Origin of the sequence: Streptomyces sp. NPDC085481, from assembly GCF_044541845.1 — a bacterium.
In the GTDB taxonomy this organism is placed as follows: domain Bacteria; phylum Actinomycetota; class Actinomycetes; order Streptomycetales; family Streptomycetaceae; genus Streptomyces.
Map to the genome: position 1 here is coordinate 387,608 of NZ_JBITTJ010000002.1, position 16,413 is coordinate 404,020.

At 70.7% G+C, this 16,413-nt stretch carries 16 protein-coding genes and 2 pseudogenes; 10 read left to right on the forward strand and 8 right to left on the reverse strand.

What is annotated here, in order from left to right; all coding sequences use genetic code 11:
• Positions 1 to 62: 62 nt before the first annotated feature.
• Positions 63 to 3,476 (reverse strand): hypothetical protein, encoded by a 3,414-nt coding sequence (locus tag ACIGEZ_RS07645; protein WP_399827061.1) that lies wholly within the window; start codon positions 3,474 to 3,476, stop codon positions 63 to 65.
• Positions 3,477 to 3,672: 196 nt separating this feature from the next.
• Here ACIGEZ_RS07645 and ACIGEZ_RS07650 point away from each other — a divergent pair, with 196 nt between their 5' ends.
• Positions 3,673 to 4,581 (forward strand): glycoside hydrolase family 19 protein, encoded by a 909-nt coding sequence (locus ACIGEZ_RS07650; protein WP_399827064.1) that lies wholly within the window; start codon positions 3,673 to 3,675, stop codon positions 4,579 to 4,581.
• Here ACIGEZ_RS07650 and ACIGEZ_RS07655 read toward each other — a convergent pair whose 3' ends face one another.
• Positions 4,582 to 4,827: a DUF397 domain-containing protein gene (locus ACIGEZ_RS07655; protein WP_399827066.1), complete on the reverse strand. Its 246-nt coding sequence runs from the start codon at positions 4,825 to 4,827 to the stop codon at positions 4,582 to 4,584.
• Positions 4,824 to 5,660 (reverse strand): helix-turn-helix transcriptional regulator, encoded by an 837-nt coding sequence (locus ACIGEZ_RS07660; protein WP_399827069.1) that lies wholly within the window; start codon positions 5,658 to 5,660, stop codon positions 4,824 to 4,826. The genes ACIGEZ_RS07655 and ACIGEZ_RS07660 overlap by 4 nt, the downstream gene beginning before the upstream one ends.
• Positions 5,661 to 5,897: 237 nt before the next feature.
• On the opposite strand from ACIGEZ_RS07660, the gene ACIGEZ_RS07665 reads away from it, so the two are divergent.
• Positions 5,898 to 6,233: a hypothetical protein gene (locus ACIGEZ_RS07665; protein ID WP_399827071.1), complete on the forward strand. Its 336-nt coding sequence runs from the start codon at positions 5,898 to 5,900 to the stop codon at positions 6,231 to 6,233.
• A gap of 132 nt (positions 6,234 to 6,365) precedes the next feature.
• On the opposite strand, the gene ACIGEZ_RS07670 is transcribed toward ACIGEZ_RS07665, so the two are convergent.
• The gene (locus ACIGEZ_RS07670) at positions 6,366 to 6,821 is read right to left on the reverse strand and encodes a MarR family winged helix-turn-helix transcriptional regulator (RefSeq protein WP_399827073.1); all 456 of its coding nucleotides are present in this window, start codon (positions 6,819 to 6,821) and stop codon (positions 6,366 to 6,368) included.
• Positions 6,822 to 7,457 carry a DJ-1/PfpI family protein gene (locus ACIGEZ_RS07675; protein ID WP_399827076.1) on the reverse strand — a complete coding sequence of 212 codons (636 nt, stop codon included), beginning with the start codon at positions 7,455 to 7,457 and terminating at the stop codon, positions 6,822 to 6,824. It abuts the gene before it with no gap.
• Positions 7,458 to 7,633: 176 nt separating this feature from the next.
• Here ACIGEZ_RS07675 and ACIGEZ_RS07680 point away from each other — a divergent pair, with 176 nt between their 5' ends.
• From ACIGEZ_RS07680 to ACIGEZ_RS07690, 3 genes are all read left to right on the forward strand, one after another.
• Entirely contained in the window at positions 7,634 to 8,995 is a 1,362-nt protein-coding gene (locus ACIGEZ_RS07680; RefSeq protein ID WP_399827078.1) for an aspartate aminotransferase family protein, read from the forward strand.
• 98 nt (positions 8,996 to 9,093) lie between these two features.
• Positions 9,094 to 9,810, forward strand: coding sequence for a GntR family transcriptional regulator (locus tag ACIGEZ_RS07685; protein WP_399827080.1), 717 nt, complete (start codon positions 9,094 to 9,096; stop codon positions 9,808 to 9,810).
• 97 nt (positions 9,811 to 9,907) lie between these two features.
• Positions 9,908 to 10,561: a hypothetical protein gene (locus tag ACIGEZ_RS07690; protein ID WP_399827083.1), complete on the forward strand. Its 654-nt coding sequence runs from the start codon at positions 9,908 to 9,910 to the stop codon at positions 10,559 to 10,561.
• A 72-nt stretch (positions 10,562 to 10,633) separates the two neighbouring features.
• On the opposite strand, the gene ACIGEZ_RS07695 is transcribed toward ACIGEZ_RS07690, so the two are convergent.
• Positions 10,634 to 11,362, reverse strand: coding sequence for an SLATT domain-containing protein (locus tag ACIGEZ_RS07695; protein WP_399827597.1), 729 nt, complete (start codon positions 11,360 to 11,362; stop codon positions 10,634 to 10,636).
• 295 nt (positions 11,363 to 11,657) lie between these two features.
• Here ACIGEZ_RS07695 and ACIGEZ_RS07700 point away from each other — a divergent pair, with 295 nt between their 5' ends.
• From ACIGEZ_RS07700 to ACIGEZ_RS07710, 3 genes are all read left to right on the forward strand, one after another.
• Positions 11,658 to 11,993, forward strand: a complete 336-nt coding sequence (locus tag ACIGEZ_RS07700) for a YbaB/EbfC family nucleoid-associated protein (protein WP_361856189.1) — start codon at positions 11,658 to 11,660, stop codon at positions 11,991 to 11,993.
• A 93-nt stretch (positions 11,994 to 12,086) separates the two neighbouring features.
• On the forward strand, positions 12,087 to 12,686 hold the full coding sequence (gene recR / locus ACIGEZ_RS07705; RefSeq protein ID WP_399827085.1) for a recombination mediator RecR: 600 nt from the start codon (positions 12,087 to 12,089) through the stop codon (positions 12,684 to 12,686).
• A 47-nt stretch (positions 12,687 to 12,733) separates the two neighbouring features.
• On the forward strand, positions 12,734 to 13,396 hold the full coding sequence (locus ACIGEZ_RS07710) for a DUF5063 domain-containing protein (protein WP_399827088.1): 663 nt from the start codon (positions 12,734 to 12,736) through the stop codon (positions 13,394 to 13,396).
• Positions 13,397 to 13,461: 65 nt separating this feature from the next.
• Here ACIGEZ_RS07710 and ACIGEZ_RS07715 read toward each other — a convergent pair.
• Both ACIGEZ_RS07715 and ACIGEZ_RS07720 read right to left on the reverse strand, forming a co-directional pair.
• Positions 13,462 to 13,614: pseudogene (locus ACIGEZ_RS07715) on the reverse strand (transposase domain-containing protein); the annotation flags it as partial.
• Positions 13,615 to 13,771: 157 nt separating this feature from the next.
• The gene (locus ACIGEZ_RS07720; protein ID WP_399827090.1) at positions 13,772 to 14,869 is read right to left on the reverse strand and encodes a serine hydrolase domain-containing protein; all 1,098 of its coding nucleotides are present in this window, start codon (positions 14,867 to 14,869) and stop codon (positions 13,772 to 13,774) included.
• A gap of 95 nt (positions 14,870 to 14,964) precedes the next feature.
• Here ACIGEZ_RS07720 and ACIGEZ_RS07725 point away from each other — a divergent pair, with 95 nt between their 5' ends.
• Both ACIGEZ_RS07725 and ACIGEZ_RS07730 read left to right on the forward strand, forming a co-directional pair.
• A complete protein-coding gene (locus tag ACIGEZ_RS07725; protein WP_399827091.1) occupies positions 14,965 to 15,741 on the forward strand; it encodes a MerR family transcriptional regulator in 777 nt (258 codons plus the stop codon).
• Positions 15,742 to 15,934: 193 nt separating this feature from the next.
• Positions 15,935 to 16,201, forward strand: a pseudogene (locus tag ACIGEZ_RS07730) (transposase domain-containing protein); the annotation flags it as partial.
• Positions 16,202 to 16,413 lie beyond the last annotated feature (212 nt).

The window sequence follows — 16,413 nt, forward strand, 5'->3', positions numbered from 1 at the left end:
CGGACCGGCCCCGGACCCCCGCACGGGCGGGGCTCCGGGGCCGGGTGGGGCCGACTGCGCGACTACTCGGCGTAGAACCCCTGCACGTCGGCGATGAGGTCCGTCGCGCCGTTGTGGTTGTAGAAGGTGACCTTGCCGTCCTTCACCGGGACGACCACCAGGTTCGACACCGTCGCCCCGGCCGGCACGTTGAGGTTCGACGCGCTGGTGCGGGTGGTGCCGTACGGGTACGCCGTGACGTACGTGCCCGCGGTGGCGTTGGTCGCCGTCACGTTGAGCACGACGGCCGTGGCACCCGTCGCGGGGACGCCGCCCTTGCCGGCGACCGTCAGGGTGACGGTCCCCTTGGCGCCCACCTTGGCCTTGGCGACCCCGGTGCCGTTGCGGCTGTCCATGAGCCGGGCCGGGTTCAGCGGCTCGTAGAGCGAGCCCAGGTTGGAGCTCGTGTAGTACCCGGCCACGTCGGCGATCAGGTCGACCGCCCCGTTGTGGTTGTACAGGTCGATCCCGCCGTCCTTGACGGGCACGACCACCAGGTTGGACCGGGTCTCGCCGGGACCGGGGTTCAGGTGCGAGCCGACGACCTGGCCGCCGGTCTGCAGGCCGGCGACGAAGGTGCCCTTGGTGACGTTGGTCGCCGTCAGGTTCAGCACGACCGCGGTCACGTCGGTGCCGCCGAGCGCGGTGCCCCTGAAGGACAGGTGTGCCCGCGAGCCGCCCTGCACCTTGGCCCGGGGCGCGCCGAGACCCGTCCGGGTGTCGAGGGCCCGCCAGGGGGTCATGGGCTGGTAGAGCGCGCCCTTGCCGTCGTCGTAGGCGTTCGCCCCGGCGAGGTCGGCGATGAGGTCGACCGTGCCCGCGTGGTTGTAGAAGGTGACCTTGCCGCCCGTGACCGGGACGACCACCAGGTTGGAGACCGTCTTGCCGGCCGGCACGTTGAGGTTCGACGCGCTGGAGCGGGTGGCGTACGCCGGGTACGCGGAGATGAAGGTGCCCGCGCCGGCGTTGGTGGCGGTGACGTGCAGGGCCACGGACGTGGTCAGGTGCTCGTCGATGCCCGGGAGGCCCCTGAGGTCCAGGGTGACGGTGTCCTTGGCGCCGAGCTTGCCCTGGGTGACGCCGGTGCCGTCACGGGTGTCCATGACGCGCTTGGTCGGCAGGCTCGTGAAGGAGTCGCTGGCCGGGGACTGCGCGCCGCGCAGGATGGTGGTCCCGGTCAGCTTCACCTCGGCGCCGACGCCGTCGGCGGGCCGGCTGGTCATCGTCCAGGCGTACAGGCCGTTGGGCAGCGGGTCGCGGTTCTTGTCGCGGCCGTCCCAGACCGGGTTCAGCCAGCGTCCGTCGGTGCCGGAGTCCAGCACGCTGACCTTGCCGCTGCGTACGTGACGGGCGGTCAGGGTCCAGGCGCCGAGGGGGCGGGACGGGGTCACCGAGGTGATGGCGGACCCCATGCCGGACGCGTGCACGACCGGGGCGTCCTCACGGAGGAGGAGCTCCAGGGGCTGCGGCGCGATGCCGCTGGGCACGATGTGGACCTGCTCGGCGGCGTCGGCGTACGCGATGTGGCCGCCGAACTTGTCGACGCTCCAGCGGACCCGGCGCTGCGAGGTGCCGGTGTCGGGCAGGTCGCCGACGACGCGGCTGACGGGCTTGGCGGCGTCGGTGCCGGTGAGGACGAGCTTGCCGGCGGCCTTGTCATGGGTGACGACATAGCCGTCGCCGAGCAGGGCCTCGCCGGACGGAACGGCCTTGGAGGACTTGGCCGTACGGTCGTAGACGCCGGCCGGTCCGTTCGCGCCGCAGCTCCAGTAGAGCCAGCGGCCCGCGGCCTGGAGCTCATCGGGCACGCACGGGGCGCCGGTGTTCAGGGACTCGACGCTCGCGCCGGTCTTCAGGTCCTTGGCGGTCACGGCGCCGTTCTCGGCACCGGCGGTCCACAGCCGGGAGCCCCAGAGGGCGGAGGCGACCGGGGTGCGCTGTTCGAGGACCTTGCTGGTGTCGATGCCGGACGTGAGCGCGAGGACGCGCTGCACCGGGGTTGACCCCTCCGTGGTGTCCACGACCATGTACGAGCCGTTGACGTCCCGCACCCGCGCCTTGTCGCCCTGGTGGGTGGCGATGAAGTCCTGCCGGCCGGTGAGGACGAGGGAGCCGCCGATGCGGGTCACGAAGCGCCCGTCGCCGGTGCCCCAGTACTCGGCGCACACGAGGTCGCCTTCGGCGCAGCGGTCGAGGGAGCTGTCGATCTCCGTGCGCTCGCCGTAGGTGGGCGTGCTGCCCGCGCCGATCATGCGGGACCACTGATGGGGCCGTGGATTGGTCTCGTGACTGTAGGCGGCGCTGTCGTCGATGACGGCCAGCTGCCCCTGGGCGAGCGTGAGGCGCTCGATGCGGGCCGGGTAGCCGGGCAGCTTCTTGACCGTCGACACGACGGGCTTGCCGTCGGCGCCGGCCGTGATGCGCCGGATGCCCCAGTCGGCCGCTCCGGTGCCGCCCACGACCACGACGGTGCCGTCGGGCCCGGCCGCGGGCCGGTAGCTCTCCTTGACCAGCTCGACCGGGGTGCCGCCGCCGTTGATGGGCAGGGCCTCGACGTTGTTCGAGCGGTTGTAGGTCAGCCAGTCGCCGACGATGTTGACGTGGTCCAGCGGCAGGTCGTACGACTTCACGGTCACCGGGGTCAGGGGTGCCGAGAGGTCGGTGCGCGAGGCGACGAGGACCTTGTCGCCCGTCTTGTCGGTGCTGTACGTCGCGAGGTACGCGGGCGAGAGCTTCACCCGCGTGTACGACTCGGGCACCGCGGGGGTGAGCCCCTGGACCTTGCCGGTTTCCGCGGAGACGACGACATGGCGGCGCTTCCCGTCGGTGACGGGGCCGGGCAGCACGATGGACGTGGCGTCGCCGGCGACCGCGGTGGTGTAGCCGAAGCCCTCGGGCTCCTCGATCCGCACGTCGCCGGTCGAGCCGTCGGCCTTGGCCGTCAGCAGGTGCGCGGTCTTCGCGGCGGTGTCGAAGGCGACGACGGTGGAGCCGTAGACCTTGACGCCGGTCAGGTGCTCCGGCACCGCGACGGTGCGGACGGTGCCGTCCGCGTGCCGCAGCTCGACGTGGTCCGGGTAGACGTACGCGAGGACGTCCGTGCTGGTGCCCTTGGGCGCGACCCACTTCTCCGGGTCGGTGACCGGGAAGCTCTTCCCGTCCGAGAACCGGGTCCACAGGGTGCTCTTGGCGCCCGCCTCCGTGTGGAAGACGCCCTCGGCGCCCACGGAGTCGGCCTCCCCCTCCTCGGCGGCCTCGGCGCGGTACACCGAGGCGTGCCGGGTGTCCGGGTGGTACGCCGGAGGCACCACGACCTCCTGCGGCGGTGCCGGCGTGTCCGCCGCGGCCGGTGCGGCGAGCGGTATCACCCCGCCGGCGGTGAGTGCGAGCCCCAGAGCGGCGACGGACGCGCCGCGCGTGAGGTTGTGCCGAACCACTGAATTTCCTCCCCGATTTCCCCGTTTGACCGGACGAGCGTAACAGCATGATCGCCGCTGGAACGTCCATTTTCGAACTCGTTCAATCGCCAGGATCGAGGCATCGCCTCCGCTTGTGTCACAAGCTTGGTCTAGACCTTGACAGGTACAGACCAATCGCGCTTCGCTGGCCTTCCCCCACCGGAAGGACGAGCGCATGTTGCGACGTCTGCTCACTGTCCTCGCCACGATCTGTACGGTCGTCGGCCTCGCCGTACTCCTCCCCGCCGCCTCGGCCGGCGCGGCCGCCGCCTGCGCGGCCGCCTGGAACTCCTCCAGCGTCTACACGGGCGGGATGACGGCCTCGTACAACGGCCACAACTGGTCGGCCAAGTGGTGGACCCAGAACGAGACCCCCGGCACGACCGGCGAATGGGGCGTCTGGGCCGACCAGGGCGCCTGCGACGGCGGTGGCACCACCCCGCCCACCACTCCGCCGCCGAGCTCCGGATTCGTCGTCTCCGAGGCCCAGTTCAACCAGATGTTCCCGGGCCGGAACTCCTTCTACACGTACAGCGGCCTCACCGCCGCCCTCAGCGCGTACCCCGGCTTCGCCAACACCGGCAGCGACACGGTGAAGAAGCAGGAGGCCGCGGCCTTCCTCGCCAACGTCCACCACGAGACCGGCGGCCTCGTCTACGTCGTCGAGCAGAACACCGCCAACTACCCGCACTACTGCGACGCGAGCCAGTCCTACGGCTGCCCCGCCGGCCAGGCCGCGTACTACGGCCGCGGCCCGATCCAGCTGTCCTGGAACTTCAACTACAAGGCCGCGGGCGACGCGCTCGGCATCAACCTGCTCGCCGACCCCTACCGCGTCGAGCGTGACGCGGCCGTCGCCTGGAAGACCGGCCTCTGGTACTGGAACACCCAGAACGGCCCCGGCACCATGACCGCCCACAACGCCATGGTCAACGGTGCCGGCTTCGGCGAGACCATCCGCTCCATCAACGGCTCGCTGGAATGCAACGGCGGCAACCCGGCCCAGGTCCAGAGCCGGGTCACCAAGTACCAGCAGTTCACCCAGATCCTGGGCGTCCCGACCGGGTCGAACCTGTACTGCTAGTCAGTCCTGCCAGGCGAGAAACGCGGTCCAGGAGGACGGCTCCACGGCGAACGTGGGGCCGTCGCTCTGCTTCGAGTCGCGGAGGTGGACGGCGTGGGGGCAGGCGGCGTCGATGGCCACCTCTACGCAGTTGCCGCCGCTGCCGTCGCTGTGCGAGGACTTGCGCCAGGCGAAGGCGACCTCGATGCAGCTGCCGCCGCCGCTGTCGCTGTAGCTGGACTTGAACCAGTGCAGGGTCTCGCTCATCTCCGTACTCCCGCCAACTCCTCGATGAAGCCCAGCGACCTGCGCGGATCCAGGGCCTGTGCCCGGATCTTCGCATATCGCTGCCGGTGCGTACTGACCTTCGTCCGGTCGGTGATCAGCAGGCTCTCTCCCTGGATCTCCAGGAAGGTCACGTGGTCGTGAGCCGGGGTCTCGACGATCTCCAGAGTTCCCCGATCGCCTGCGTACTTGCCCCCCAACCCCGCATCCAACGGCAGCACCTGCAGATTCACGTTGCCCCTCCGCGCGCACTCTGCCAAGTAGGCCAGCTGCTCCCGCATGACCTCCTCGTCCCCGATCGCTCGCCTCAGTACCGACTCGTCGAGGATCAGCTCGATCTCGCACACCGGCTTCCGGTCGAAGAGAGCCTTCCGCGACATCCGGCCGACCACCAGCTCCTCGACTCTTTCCGGGGTGGGCTCTGGATGACCCCCCGCGATCAACGCCCGCGCGTACGCCTCCGTCTGGAACAGCCCGTGCACCACGTGGTTGGCGTACAGGCACAGCCCCACCGCCTTCTGCTCGATCGGCGCGTAGCCCCGGAACTGCTCCGGCAGCTTCTCCAGGCGTACGAGCTCCTGCATCTCCTCGAAGATGCCCGTGCCGCCACCCAGGACGTGTTCGAGCTGGACGAGCATCTCTTCGCTCACTGGGTGGATGAGCCGTTCCATGGCGCTGATCGCCGCGCCCGTGAAGCCCATCTGGGTGCCCAGATACTCCTGCGTCCAGCCCTTCTTCTGCCGCAATCGCTTCGCCACGGCGGCCGCCATCCTGGCCGCAGGGCCGACCGTTTCCCTGTTCTCCGCTCGCGCCATTCCGTTCCCCATTCGGACTCAACCGGTCTCAACCGGTCTCAACTGCTCCCCGCCGAATTCGACTGCGAACGAAGGGCGTTGACGCAGGTCAAAGGGTTGTCGACGCACCCCGCGCAGTCGTGGAAAACGCTAGCGGCGACGCGGGAACATGTCCCTGTGAATGCTTCAAAACCCGAGCTAAACATCGCGCCATGTGATTGGATTCCCCATTCCGGATTCCAACTCCGCAAGGCCGGCGTGCAATTCGACGCGATCCGCGTCGACGGCGACGACGGGCGTCGCCTGGCGGACCTGATGGAGCTGCTCACTGGCGGCGACCCGGGGCCGGTCGTGACCGAGGCGAACGGCCGCCGGGGGGTCTACTTCCTCCTCCCGCCCGGCTCCACGGCCCGCCGCTCGTGGCCCAGGGGCGTGACCCGTTTCAACGCCGCACCCGGCCATATGAGTTACGTGCCCGTTCCCGCGTTGACGGGAAGGACCTGGCCCCTCGCCTGGCGGTTTCCGCCGAGTGGCCCGGACCGGTTCGTGCACCCCCTCCTCCTCCGGAGCGCCGCCACGGAGATCCTCGTGTGACGGGCGGCCGGGACGGGTCGCTGGTTGCGGCCCCGCCTTCCGCATCGCGATGGACGAGCTCCGCGCCGTCGAGGACGAGGCCCGGGCCGACGGCGCACCGCGCGCGTTCGCCGCCGTGGTGGGGACGGCCGGCTACTGGTGGCCCTCTTCCAGGGCCTCCAGCGCTCTGGACAGCCGTTCCAGCACCCGTACCGTCTCGTCGAACACCTCCTGCCCGCCCAGCTCGTGCAGGAGCCGGGCGGCCAGGTCCGCGTGGCCGGGGTCGATGCGGCGGATGGCGGCGCGGCCGGCCTCGGTCGGGGTGAGGAGCTTCGCGCGGCGGTGGGCCGGGTTGGGCTCGTACGCGGCGAGGCCCTCCCGGACCAGCAGGTCGGCGATGCGCTGGACGCTCTGGCGGGTGATGCCCATGACGCGGGCGATGCCCGCGACCGGCAGCGGCTCGGGCAGGACCGCGCCGAGGACCTGCCACCAGGCGGCGGTCAGGCCGGCCGGTTCGGCGAGTTTCTCGGAGACGGCGAGGAACTGGCCGTTGAGGCGGAAGACGCCCAGGGCGGTGCGGGAGAGGGCCTCCTGTGGTGCGCGGCTCATTCAGGCGCCCTCACCCTCGGCCTCGGCATCACCCTCGGCCTCGCCCGCGTTCAGCTCCGCGAACGCCGCCGGGTCCGAGTCGTGGAAGAGGCGGTACCAGGCGTCCCGCTTCCCCTCGTACGCGCCCAGCCGGGCGAAGATCTCGCGCGCGAAGGCCACCGGCTCGGTCGGGCCCGCCGTGATCAGGTCCCCGTCCCGGACGGCGTCGGCCTCCACGTAGTGCGCGCCGCCCTCGTAGCCGGTCGCGGCCAGGTAGAAGGAGGCCGCGCTGGTGTGCGGGCGGTCGTCGAGCAGGCCCGCCTTCGCGAGGCCGGCGGTGGCGCCGCAGATGGCGGCCACGGGGACGCCCGCGTCCAGGAAGGCCCGGGCCTTGGCGGTGAAGGGCGCGAGCTCGTCGCCCTCGTCGTACTTCTCGGCGCCCGGAAGGATCAGCAGGGCGCTGTCGGCGGGGTCGAGGCCGTCCAGGGCGAGGTCCGGGACGATCCGGATCCCCGCGATCGTGGTGACGGGCTTCTCGGCGGCCGGGCCGACGGTCCGGACGGTGAATCCGGCGCGGGCGAGCCACGCGGTGGCATGCCCGGTCTCCCAGTCGGCGAGCGTGTCGTAGACGGCGAGATGAACGGTCTTGGTGTCCATGGTGGCTCCCTCGTCCCTGCTCCTGTGGCGCCTATGACAGCAGGCTGTCATGACGACAGCAGACTGTCAAGAGGAGGTCTCCCGCACAGCCGTCCGGCAACCTGTCTCGTCCGTCCCGGTCTCGGTGGACAAGATGGTCATGGCCCGCCCCACCTGCACTTCCTTACCCTCGACCTATGACCCCTCATGTCGAACCCGACCCCCAGGCCGGTGCGGCCGTCAAAGCCGCCGACCGCGCGCACGTGTTCCACTCCTGGTCCGCCCAGGGCCTGATCGACCCGCTCGCCGTCGCCGGCGCCGAGGGTTCGTACTTCTGGGACTACGACGGAAACCGCTACCTCGACTTCACCAGCGGCCTCGTCTACACCAACATCGGCTACCAGCACCCCAAGGTGGTCGCCGCCATCCAGGAGCAGGCCGGGAAGCTCGCCACCTTCGCTCCCGCCTTCGCCGTGGACGTCCGCTCCGAGGCCGCACGCCTCATCGCCGAGCGCACCCCGGGCGACCTGGACAAGATCTTCTTCACCAACGGCGGTGCCGAGGCCGTCGAGAACGCCGTCCGGATGGCCCGTCTGCACACGGGCCGCCACAAGGTGCTCTCCGCCTTCCGCTCGTACCACGGCGCCACCTCCACCGCGATCAACCTCACCGGCGACCCGCGCCGCTGGGCCTCCGACACCGGCTCGGCCGGCGTGGTGCGCTTCTGGGCGCCGTTCCTCTACCGCTCGCCGTTCTACGCGACCACCGAGGAGCAGGAGTGCGAGCGCGCGCTCGCCCACCTCGAGGACACCATCGCCTTCGAGGGCCCGGCGACCATCGCCGCGATCATCCTGGAGACCGTCCCGGGCACCGCCGGCATCATGACCCCGCCGCCCGGCTACCTCGCCGGCGTGCGCGAGATCTGCGACAAGTACGGCATCGTCTTCGTCCTCGACGAGGTCATGGCCGGCTTCGGCCGTACGGGCAAGTGGTTCGCCGCCGAGCACTTCGACGTCGTGCCCGACCTGATGACCTTCGCCAAGGGCGTGAACTCCGGTTACGTGCCGCTCGGCGGCGTCGCCATCAGCGCCGAGATCGCCGCCACCTTCGACAAGCGGCCCTACCCGGGCGGACTGACCTACTCCGGTCACCCGCTGGCCTGCGCCGCCGCCGTCGCCACCATCCAGGTGATGGAGGACGAACAGGTCGTCGAGCACGCCGCCCACATCGGCGAGAAGGTCCTCGGACCCGGCCTGCGCGAGCTCGCCGAGCGCCACCCGTCGGTCGGCGAGGTGCGCGGCATGGGCGTCTTCTGGGCGCTCGACCTGGTCAGGAACCGCGAGACCCGCGAGCCGCTCGTCCCGTACAACGCGGCCGGCGAGGCCAACGCGCCCATGGCCGCCTTCGGCGCCGCGGCCAAGAAGCACGGCCTGTGGCCCTTCATCAACATGAACCGCACCCACGCGGTCCCCGCCTGCAACGTCACCGAGGCGGAGGCCAAGGAGGGTCTGGCGGCCCTCGACGCGGCCCTGAGCGTCGCCGACGAGCACACCGTCTGACCCGCCTGCCAAGCAGGCATCACTCAGCGTGACGTCATCGGCCCCCTCCGTGCACTGGACTAGGGTGTCCCGAAGCCGGACGGAGGGGGCCGAACACCATGCCCGCGAGCGGAGGAGCTGTCACCCGCAACACCCTGCGGCGGCAGATCGCGGATGCGTTGCGTGACGAAGTCCTCGCGGGGCGTCTCCAGCCGGGCGAGGAATTCACCGTCAAGCAGATCGCCGAGCAGTACGGCGTGTCCGCGACGCCCGTCCGCGAGGCGCTCGTCGACCTCTGCGCCCAGGGACTCCTCGACTCCGACCAGCACCGCGGCTTCCGCGTGCACCGGTTCTCGGTCGACGACTACCGCGGCATGGTCGAGGCCCGCATGCTCGTCGTCGACGGCATCTTCCGCCGCGACGCGGCCCGCACCCGGCCCGCCGAGCCCGACCTGTCGTACGGGGTCACGCTGGTCTCGATACGTCGCCGCGGCGAGGCGGCCGCCCGCGCGGCCCGCGCAGGCGACCTCGACGTCCTCATCGGCTACGACATCCGCTACTGGCGCGAGCTCGCCCGGCTCATCTCCGCCAACGACCACATCGCCGACTTCCTGCACCGGCTGCGGGTCCAGGCCTGGGTCTTCTCCGTGCCCTACCTCCGTTCCGACCGCGAACTCACCGGCTGGCTGTGGAGCGGCCACGTGGACCTGGTCGACGCGATCACCCGCTGCGACGGGGAGGCCGCCGTCGGAGTCGTACGGGAGTACAACGCGCGGTCCCTGGAGTGGGCCGACCGCCTCGACCGGCTCGCGGACCGCGCCCGGCCGACGGGTTGAGCCGGGCGCTCCGAGGGCAGGTCCTCCAGCGGGTGTGCGAGGCCGCGCGCCCCGACTACCCTGGCCGTCCCTGCAACTGACGGAGAGCGAGCCTCCCTTGGCCTGTGACCTGTGGCTGGTCCCCCTCGTCGACGTGCTGTGCCACAGCCCCGACAACCCCTTCGCCGACGAGATCGCCGCCTACGACCACGCCCTGACCTCGGCCGGCCTCCCCACCGTGCCCGTCTACGCGTACATGCCAGGACTCTCCGGGGACGTCGCCCCGGTCGCCGGCTTCGACTACGAGGCCCTGCACTTCCTGCGGCGCGCCTACCTGCTCCAGACGTGCGGGCTGCCCGTCGAGCCGGTCGGGGAGCTCGGCGGGGACTACGAGCAGCTCCTGGAGATGTTCGAGGCCACCGCCCAGCAGTCGCACCTGGTGTGGCACTACGACCACGCCGGCGCCTATGTGCCGGTCGACTTCCCCGTACCGCTGTCCAACGACGAACTCCTGGAGGGCGGCGGCCCGCTGGGTTCCTCGCACGGGCTGCTGCGCGAGCTGGAGTTCGTCGCGCCCGCGATCGGCATCGACCCGGCCAACCCGCCCGCCGCGCCCCTGCCCCCGGACCGGCCCACCGCCCTGGAGGAGCCCGCCGCCTCCGTCCCGTACCAGGACAGCAGCCCCTTCGCGCGCGAGCGCCACGTCTGGCTTGGCCTGCACGCGGCGGCGACGCGGAGCCTGGGGCAGGGCTCGATGATCATCCTGAGCTAGGCCCGAAGACCTCGCGTGTACGGGTACGGGTACCCGGTCGCCGTACCCGTACCCGTACCCGTCCTCGTGCGCTCAGCGCGGCTCCGGCGGCCGCTGGCGCGGCATGTTCGGGCGGGTGCCCGGCGGCAGCGGGAAGCGCCCCGAAGGGTGGCCGCTCTCGGGGCGGGCCGGGGTCGTGCCCACCGACTGCAGGGCCAGCGGGGCCGGGCCCGAGCGGAACTCGACCATCCAGTCCGCGGTCTCCGCCCGCACCAGCTCGGTGACGTCCTCCGAGAAGCGCCGCAGCACCCCCAGGCAGCGCTCGGCCGCCTCGCTCGCCGTGCCCTCCGTGGGGCCCAGGACCTCGCGCACGCTCTCCGACGCCCAGTCGAACTGGAGCGCCTGCAGGCGCCGCTGCACCGCCTGTGCGGTGGCCACGTTCCTTATCCAGCCCGAGGTCAGGCCGAAGTACCGGTCGCAGGCCAGACAGGCCGCGCCGAGCAGCAGGGAGAGGTAACCCCAGCCCGCCGTGCCCTCGGCCACCCCGGTCAGGTCGAGCAGCGGCAGCGCCGCGCCCGCGATCACCCCGAGGGCCGTGCCGACCCGCAGGACGCGGGCGCAGCGGCGCTTCCAGACGCGGTCGGAGAGGTACCACTCGGCGGTGCGCAGCGCGTTGGACTCGACCCAGCGGTAGAGCTCGTCGAGACGCTCCGCGGGCTCGCCCCAGTCGCCGAGCGGGAAGGGGGACCCGGTCAGATCGCGGCGCGCGGCAGGACCGCCGGGCTTCCCCGGACCTTCGGGGTTCCCCGGCTGCGGCTGCATGTCCGGCTGCTGGCTCACCGGGGAACTCCTCTGTTCAGCTCAGCGCTCATGTCGTTCCGTGACGTGCGGTGCACGTGGTGCCTGCCCTTCCTACCGCCGAATGGTGGGCTGTGGGCCCGGAATCCCGGGATTTCCGCCCGCAAGAGGGTCTTGATCAGGTAGAGGAGCACGCAGTTTCTCACTCGAAAGTGTTGTGTCGGCACCCCGGTCGGCGACCACGTAGGCTCGGCGTACCGACGTCCGAAGGCGTCCCGACGATGGCGTACCGACTTCCGAACCTCAGGAGTGAGTGACCGTGATCCCCGGTGGTGGCCAGCCCAACATGCAGCAGCTGCTCCAGCAGGCCCAGAAGATGCAGCAGGACCTCGCCCGCGCCCAGGAGGAGCTCGCGGCCACCGAGGTCGAGGGGCAGGCGGGCGGCGGCCTGGTCACGGCGACGGTGACCGGCTCGGGCGAGCTGCGCGGCCTGGTGATCGACCCCAAGGCGGTCGACCCGGAGGACACCGAGACCCTCGCCGACCTGATCGTGGCCGCCGTGCAGGCCGCCAACGACAACGCGCAGCAGCTCCAGCAGGCCAAGCTGGGCCCGCTGGCGCAGGGCCTCGGCGGCATGCCGGGCCTGGGCTTCTGACCACTGCCCCGGCGCCCGGGCCCGCCTCGGGCTTCTAACGCTGCATTTAAGCCACTACCGTAAGAATCAAGCACCCCGGAGAAGGGCGTTCCGTTGTACGAAGGCGTGGTTCAGGACCTCATCGACGAACTGGGCAGGCTGCCCGGCGTCGGTCCCAAGAGCGCCCAGCGGATCGCCTTCCACATCCTCCAGGCCGAGCCCACGGACGTGCGCCGGCTCGCCCAGGCGCTCCTGGAGGTCAAGGAGAAGGTCAGGTTCTGCGCGGTCTGCGGCAACGTGGCACAGCAGGAGCAGTGCAACATCTGCCGCGACCCGCGCCGGGACCAGACGGTCGTCTGCGTGGTCGAGGAGCCGAAGGACGTCGTGGCGATCGAGCGGACCCGCGAGTTCCGCGGCCGCTACCACGTGCTCGGCGGCGCGATCAGCCCGATCGAGGGTGTCGGCCCGGACGACCTGCGCATCCGCGAGCTGCTGGCGCGGCTCGCGGACGGCACGGTCACCGAGCTGATCCTGGCGACCGACCCGAATCTCGAGGGCGAGGCCACCGCCACGTACCTGGCGCGGATGATCAAGCCCATGGGTCTCAGGGTGACCCGCCTCGCGAGCGGCCTGCCGGTCGGCGGCGACCTGGAGTACGCCGACGAGGTGACCCTCGGGCGTGCCTTCGAGGGACGGCGGCTGCTAGATGTATGACGACGACCGAGTCCGTGCGCACCGTGCGCTCTCAGGGAGGCTCCTCGATGTCTGACGCCACACTGCACTCGATCACGCAGGACCCGGACGACTTCGCCGTCCAGATCGCGGACTCGATCGAGAGCTTCATCGTCGCCACGACCGAGGTCGCCAAGGGCGACGAGCCGGGCAGCGCCGTGCCGTTCCTGCTCCTGGAGCTCTCCCAGCTGCTGCTCGCCGGCGGCCGGCTCGGCGCCCACGAGGACTTCGTCCCCGAGGAGCAGTACGAGCCGGACGCGGGTCCCGACATGGACATGGACGACCTGCGCGAGCGGTTCGCGGTGATGCTGGAGCCGGTCGACGTCTTCTCCGAGGTCTTCGACCCGTACGAGCCGCGCAAGGCCCCCGTCCCGGCCCGGATCTCCGACAACCTCGCCGACATCGTCACCGACCTGCGGCACGGCCTGGCCCACTACCGGGCGGGCCGGACCAGCGAGGCGCTGTGGTGGTGGCAGTTCTCGTACTTCTCCAACTGGGGCCCCACCGCCTCCGCCACCCTGCGCGCCCTGCAGTCCCTGGTCGCGCACGTCCGCCTCGACCAGCCGCTCGCCGAGCTGGACGGGCTCGACACGGACGAGGACCTCGCGGAGGACGACCTCGCGGAGGAGGCGGGCCGCGTGATGGCGCAGGAGATCGCGGGACCGCTGGGGCTGGGACGGCCGAAGGTCTGACCCCTCCCGGCCGGAGACGGGAGGCCGGGGCTAGGGCCAATGCCGTTCGGTTGGAGGTAGACCACCACCCGCGACGGCAGCCGCCGCACCCGCTGCTGCAGACCACCCGCGGATGCGAGTGCCTCATCGACGAGATCGAACGGAACGACCTGGGTCAACTCGCCCAGGTGACCCACGGCAAACACACCGGGGGCATGCGTAATGACAGAATCGGACACCGCAGCCCTTGTGGAGGAACACGAGTCTTGGCGGACCCGAGAACCACTACAAGGGCTGCACCCGTATCACCAGCCGAAACGCCGAGCGTTTGCGTCACGGATCGAACCCCTAACCGAACGGCATTGCCCCTAGGAGGTGTCTGGTGAGGGACGCCCGCTACGCGAACACCGCCTTGACCAGCGTCTGCTTCAGATTCTCGAACGTCCCGGCCATGGTGGGCAGGTCCATTTCGACGTCCCCGGAGGTCAGCGAGCCGGTCAGGGTCTTGTTGCCGTCGGGCGTGCTGTACATCAGCGCACCCCAGCCCCAGAACCCTCCGTTGTGGTGGAGGACCGTGCCGCCGCCCTCCAGCTCCTCCACGAACACCCCGAGGCCGTAACCCATCGTGGGGTCCGGGACGCGCATCTCGGCCAGCAGCTCGGACGAGATGAGCCTGCCGCCGTTCAGTGCGGAGAAGAACGTGTGGAGGTCCCGGGTGGTCGAGATCATGTCGCCGGCGGCGGATGCCCAGGAAGGGTTGAAGCGGGTGGTGTCGACCACCTTCCACTGGCCGGCGTCGTCGTAGCCGAAGTAGCCGTGGGCGTGCGGCTCGGGGATATCCTCCCGGGTCTCCGGCAGTACGGTGCCGGTCAGCCCGAGCGGGCCCAGGATCAGCCGGTGCGTCTCCTCGGGCAGGGAACGTCCGGTGACCTTCTCGATCAGCAGCCTGGCCAGTACGTAGTTGGTGTTGGAGTAGCTCCAGGCCGTCCCCGGCTCGAACCGCGCAGGCTTCGCCAGCGCTCCCCGCACCAGCTCCTCCGGCCGGTACGTCACGAACTGGTGGTCCGCCCACTCCTTGCCGAAGCCGGCGACCACACCGGGCTCGACCGTCCCGTCGGCGGAGAACTCGCCGGTGAAGTTGAAGATCCCGCTGGTGTGCTGCAGCATCATCCGTACGGTGATCCGCCGGTCGAGCCCGAGCTCGGGCAGGTAGTCGGCCACCAGGTCCTCAAGGCCGAGCCTGCCCTCGGCCACCAGCCGCAGGACGACGGTCGCGACGAAGGTCTTGGTGACACTGCCGACCCGGAAGTGCCCGTCGGTCGGCGGCTTCGCGGTCATGCCCAGCTCGCTCACGCCGGCGCTTCCGATCCACTCGCCGAGCTCGTCGTTCACGCGCAGCTGCACTCCGGCGAATCCGGCGTCGACGATCTCCTGCATGGCCTTGCGGATCTCGGGGCGGTCCTGCGCGGCGGTGGTGGTGTTCTGCTCGCTCATGGTGATTCCTCATCTCGCGTCAGCGGGTGTGAGATGAGCGTGGACCCTGACCCAAGGTCAAGGTCAAGGCGACAGAGGAGCGTTACTCTCACCCCATGGCAGAGGGGCTCACGATCGGTCAGGCGGCGGCTTTCGTCGGGATCACCGTCAAGACGGTGCGGCACTACCACCGGCTCGGCCTGGTCGCCGAACCGGAACGGGATCATTCCGGCTACCGGCGCTACGGGTCGGCCGACCTGCTGCGGCTTGTCCAGGTCCGGGCGCTGGCGGGGGCGGGGGTGCCGCTGGCCGAGATCGGTGAGCTGCTCGACGCCGAGCCCGAGCGGTTCGCCACCGCCCTGGACGACGTCCGCCGCCGGCTCACCGAGCAGATCGAGGAGCTGACCGCCCGCCGCGACACCCTGCACCGGCTCGCCCACGGTGACCGCGCCCTGCTGCCCGACCGGGCCTGCGCGGTCCTGGAGCGACTCGTTGAGCTCGACTTCAGCCCCGACTACGTCACCACCCAGCGGGAGGCTCTGGTGCTGTCGCGGGCGCTGACTCCCGAGGTCTTCGACCTCTTCCTGGCCAACCTCGAACACCGGCTCGACGACCCCGAGTTCGTCGAGCTGACCAAGCGCGGCTGGGAGGCGAGGTCCTGGGATCCCGACGACCCGCGGATCGAGGAGCTGGCCTCATCGGTGGCCGCCAACCTGCTGGGCGTCCGCGCGCTGCTGACGCTGCCGGACAAGCGACCGCACGGGCCCGACGCGGTCTCTCGGTACGGAGTGGTCAACCACCACCGGGAGGACGAGGCGCCGTCCATCGCCCGGTTGAACACGCTGGTCGAGGGGCACCTGCGCGCGGCGGGCATCGAGGTCCCGCGTCAGTGACGGCCTGCCCTGTGGGGGTTAGGGGCAATGCCGTTCGGTTAGGGGTTCGATCCGTGACGCAAACGCTCGGCGTTTCGGCTGGTGATACGGGTGCAGCCCTTGTAGTGGTTCTCGGGTCCGCCAAGACTCGTGTTCCTCCACAAGGGCTGCGGTGTCCGATTCTGTCATTACGCATGCCCCCGGTGTGTTTGCCGTGGGTCACCTGGGCGAGTTGACCCAGGTCGTTCCGTTCGATCTCGTCGATGAGGCACTCGCATCCGCGGGTGGTCTGCAGCAGCGGGTGCGGCGGCCGCCGTCGCGGGTGGTGGTCTACCTCCTGCTTGCAGGCGCGCTGTTCACCGGAGTGGGCTGGACCGGGATCTGGTCCCGGCTGACCGCCTCACTGTCCGTGCCGCTGCCCGTGCCGGCAGGTTCATCGATCACGGCCGCGATGCGACGTGTCGGCCCCAAACCATTGAAAGCTCTGTTCGACCTGGTCAAAGGCCCCGCAGCGGTGACCGCGACACAGATGACACGGTTCGCGGGCAGGCTGGTGGTCGCGATCGACGGCACCCGGATCGCCCTGCCGGACACACCCGCGAACCTGTTGGCTTTCCCCAAGGCGAAGGCAGGACAGAACGGGCCGGCCGGATACCCGATGCCGCGTCTGGTCACGCTGGTGGCCTGCGGGAC

Bases quoted from the DNA above. Each gene is read 5' to 3' on its own strand.
- ACIGEZ_RS07655 (WP_399827066.1), bottom strand. From the start codon at position 4,827: ATGAGCGAGACCCTGCACTGGTTCAAGTCCAGCTACAGCGACAGCGGC.
- ACIGEZ_RS07680 (WP_399827078.1), top strand. From the start codon at position 7,634: ATGACCCCTCATGTCGAACCCGACCCCCAGGCCGGTGCGGCCGTCAAA.
- ACIGEZ_RS07650 (WP_399827064.1), top strand. From the start codon at position 3,673: ATGTTGCGACGTCTGCTCACTGTCCTCGCCACGATCTGTACGGTCGTC.
- ACIGEZ_RS07720 (WP_399827090.1), bottom strand. From the start codon at position 14,869: ATGAGCGAGCAGAACACCACCACCGCCGCGCAGGACCGCCCCGAGATC.
- ACIGEZ_RS07725 (WP_399827091.1), top strand. From the start codon at position 14,965: ATGGCAGAGGGGCTCACGATCGGTCAGGCGGCGGCTTTCGTCGGGATC.
- ACIGEZ_RS07660 (WP_399827069.1), bottom strand. From the start codon at position 5,660: ATGGCGCGAGCGGAGAACAGGGAAACGGTCGGCCCTGCGGCCAGGATG.
- ACIGEZ_RS07695 (WP_399827597.1), bottom strand. From the start codon at position 11,362: ATGCAGCCGCAGCCGGGGAACCCCGAAGGTCCGGGGAAGCCCGGCGGT.
- ACIGEZ_RS07685 (WP_399827080.1), top strand. From the start codon at position 9,094: ATGCCCGCGAGCGGAGGAGCTGTCACCCGCAACACCCTGCGGCGGCAG.
- ACIGEZ_RS07675 (WP_399827076.1), bottom strand. From the start codon at position 7,457: ATGGACACCAAGACCGTTCATCTCGCCGTCTACGACACGCTCGCCGAC.
- ACIGEZ_RS07710 (WP_399827088.1), top strand. From the start codon at position 12,734: ATGTCTGACGCCACACTGCACTCGATCACGCAGGACCCGGACGACTTC.
- ACIGEZ_RS07670 (WP_399827073.1), bottom strand. From the start codon at position 6,821: ATGAGCCGCGCACCACAGGAGGCCCTCTCCCGCACCGCCCTGGGCGTC.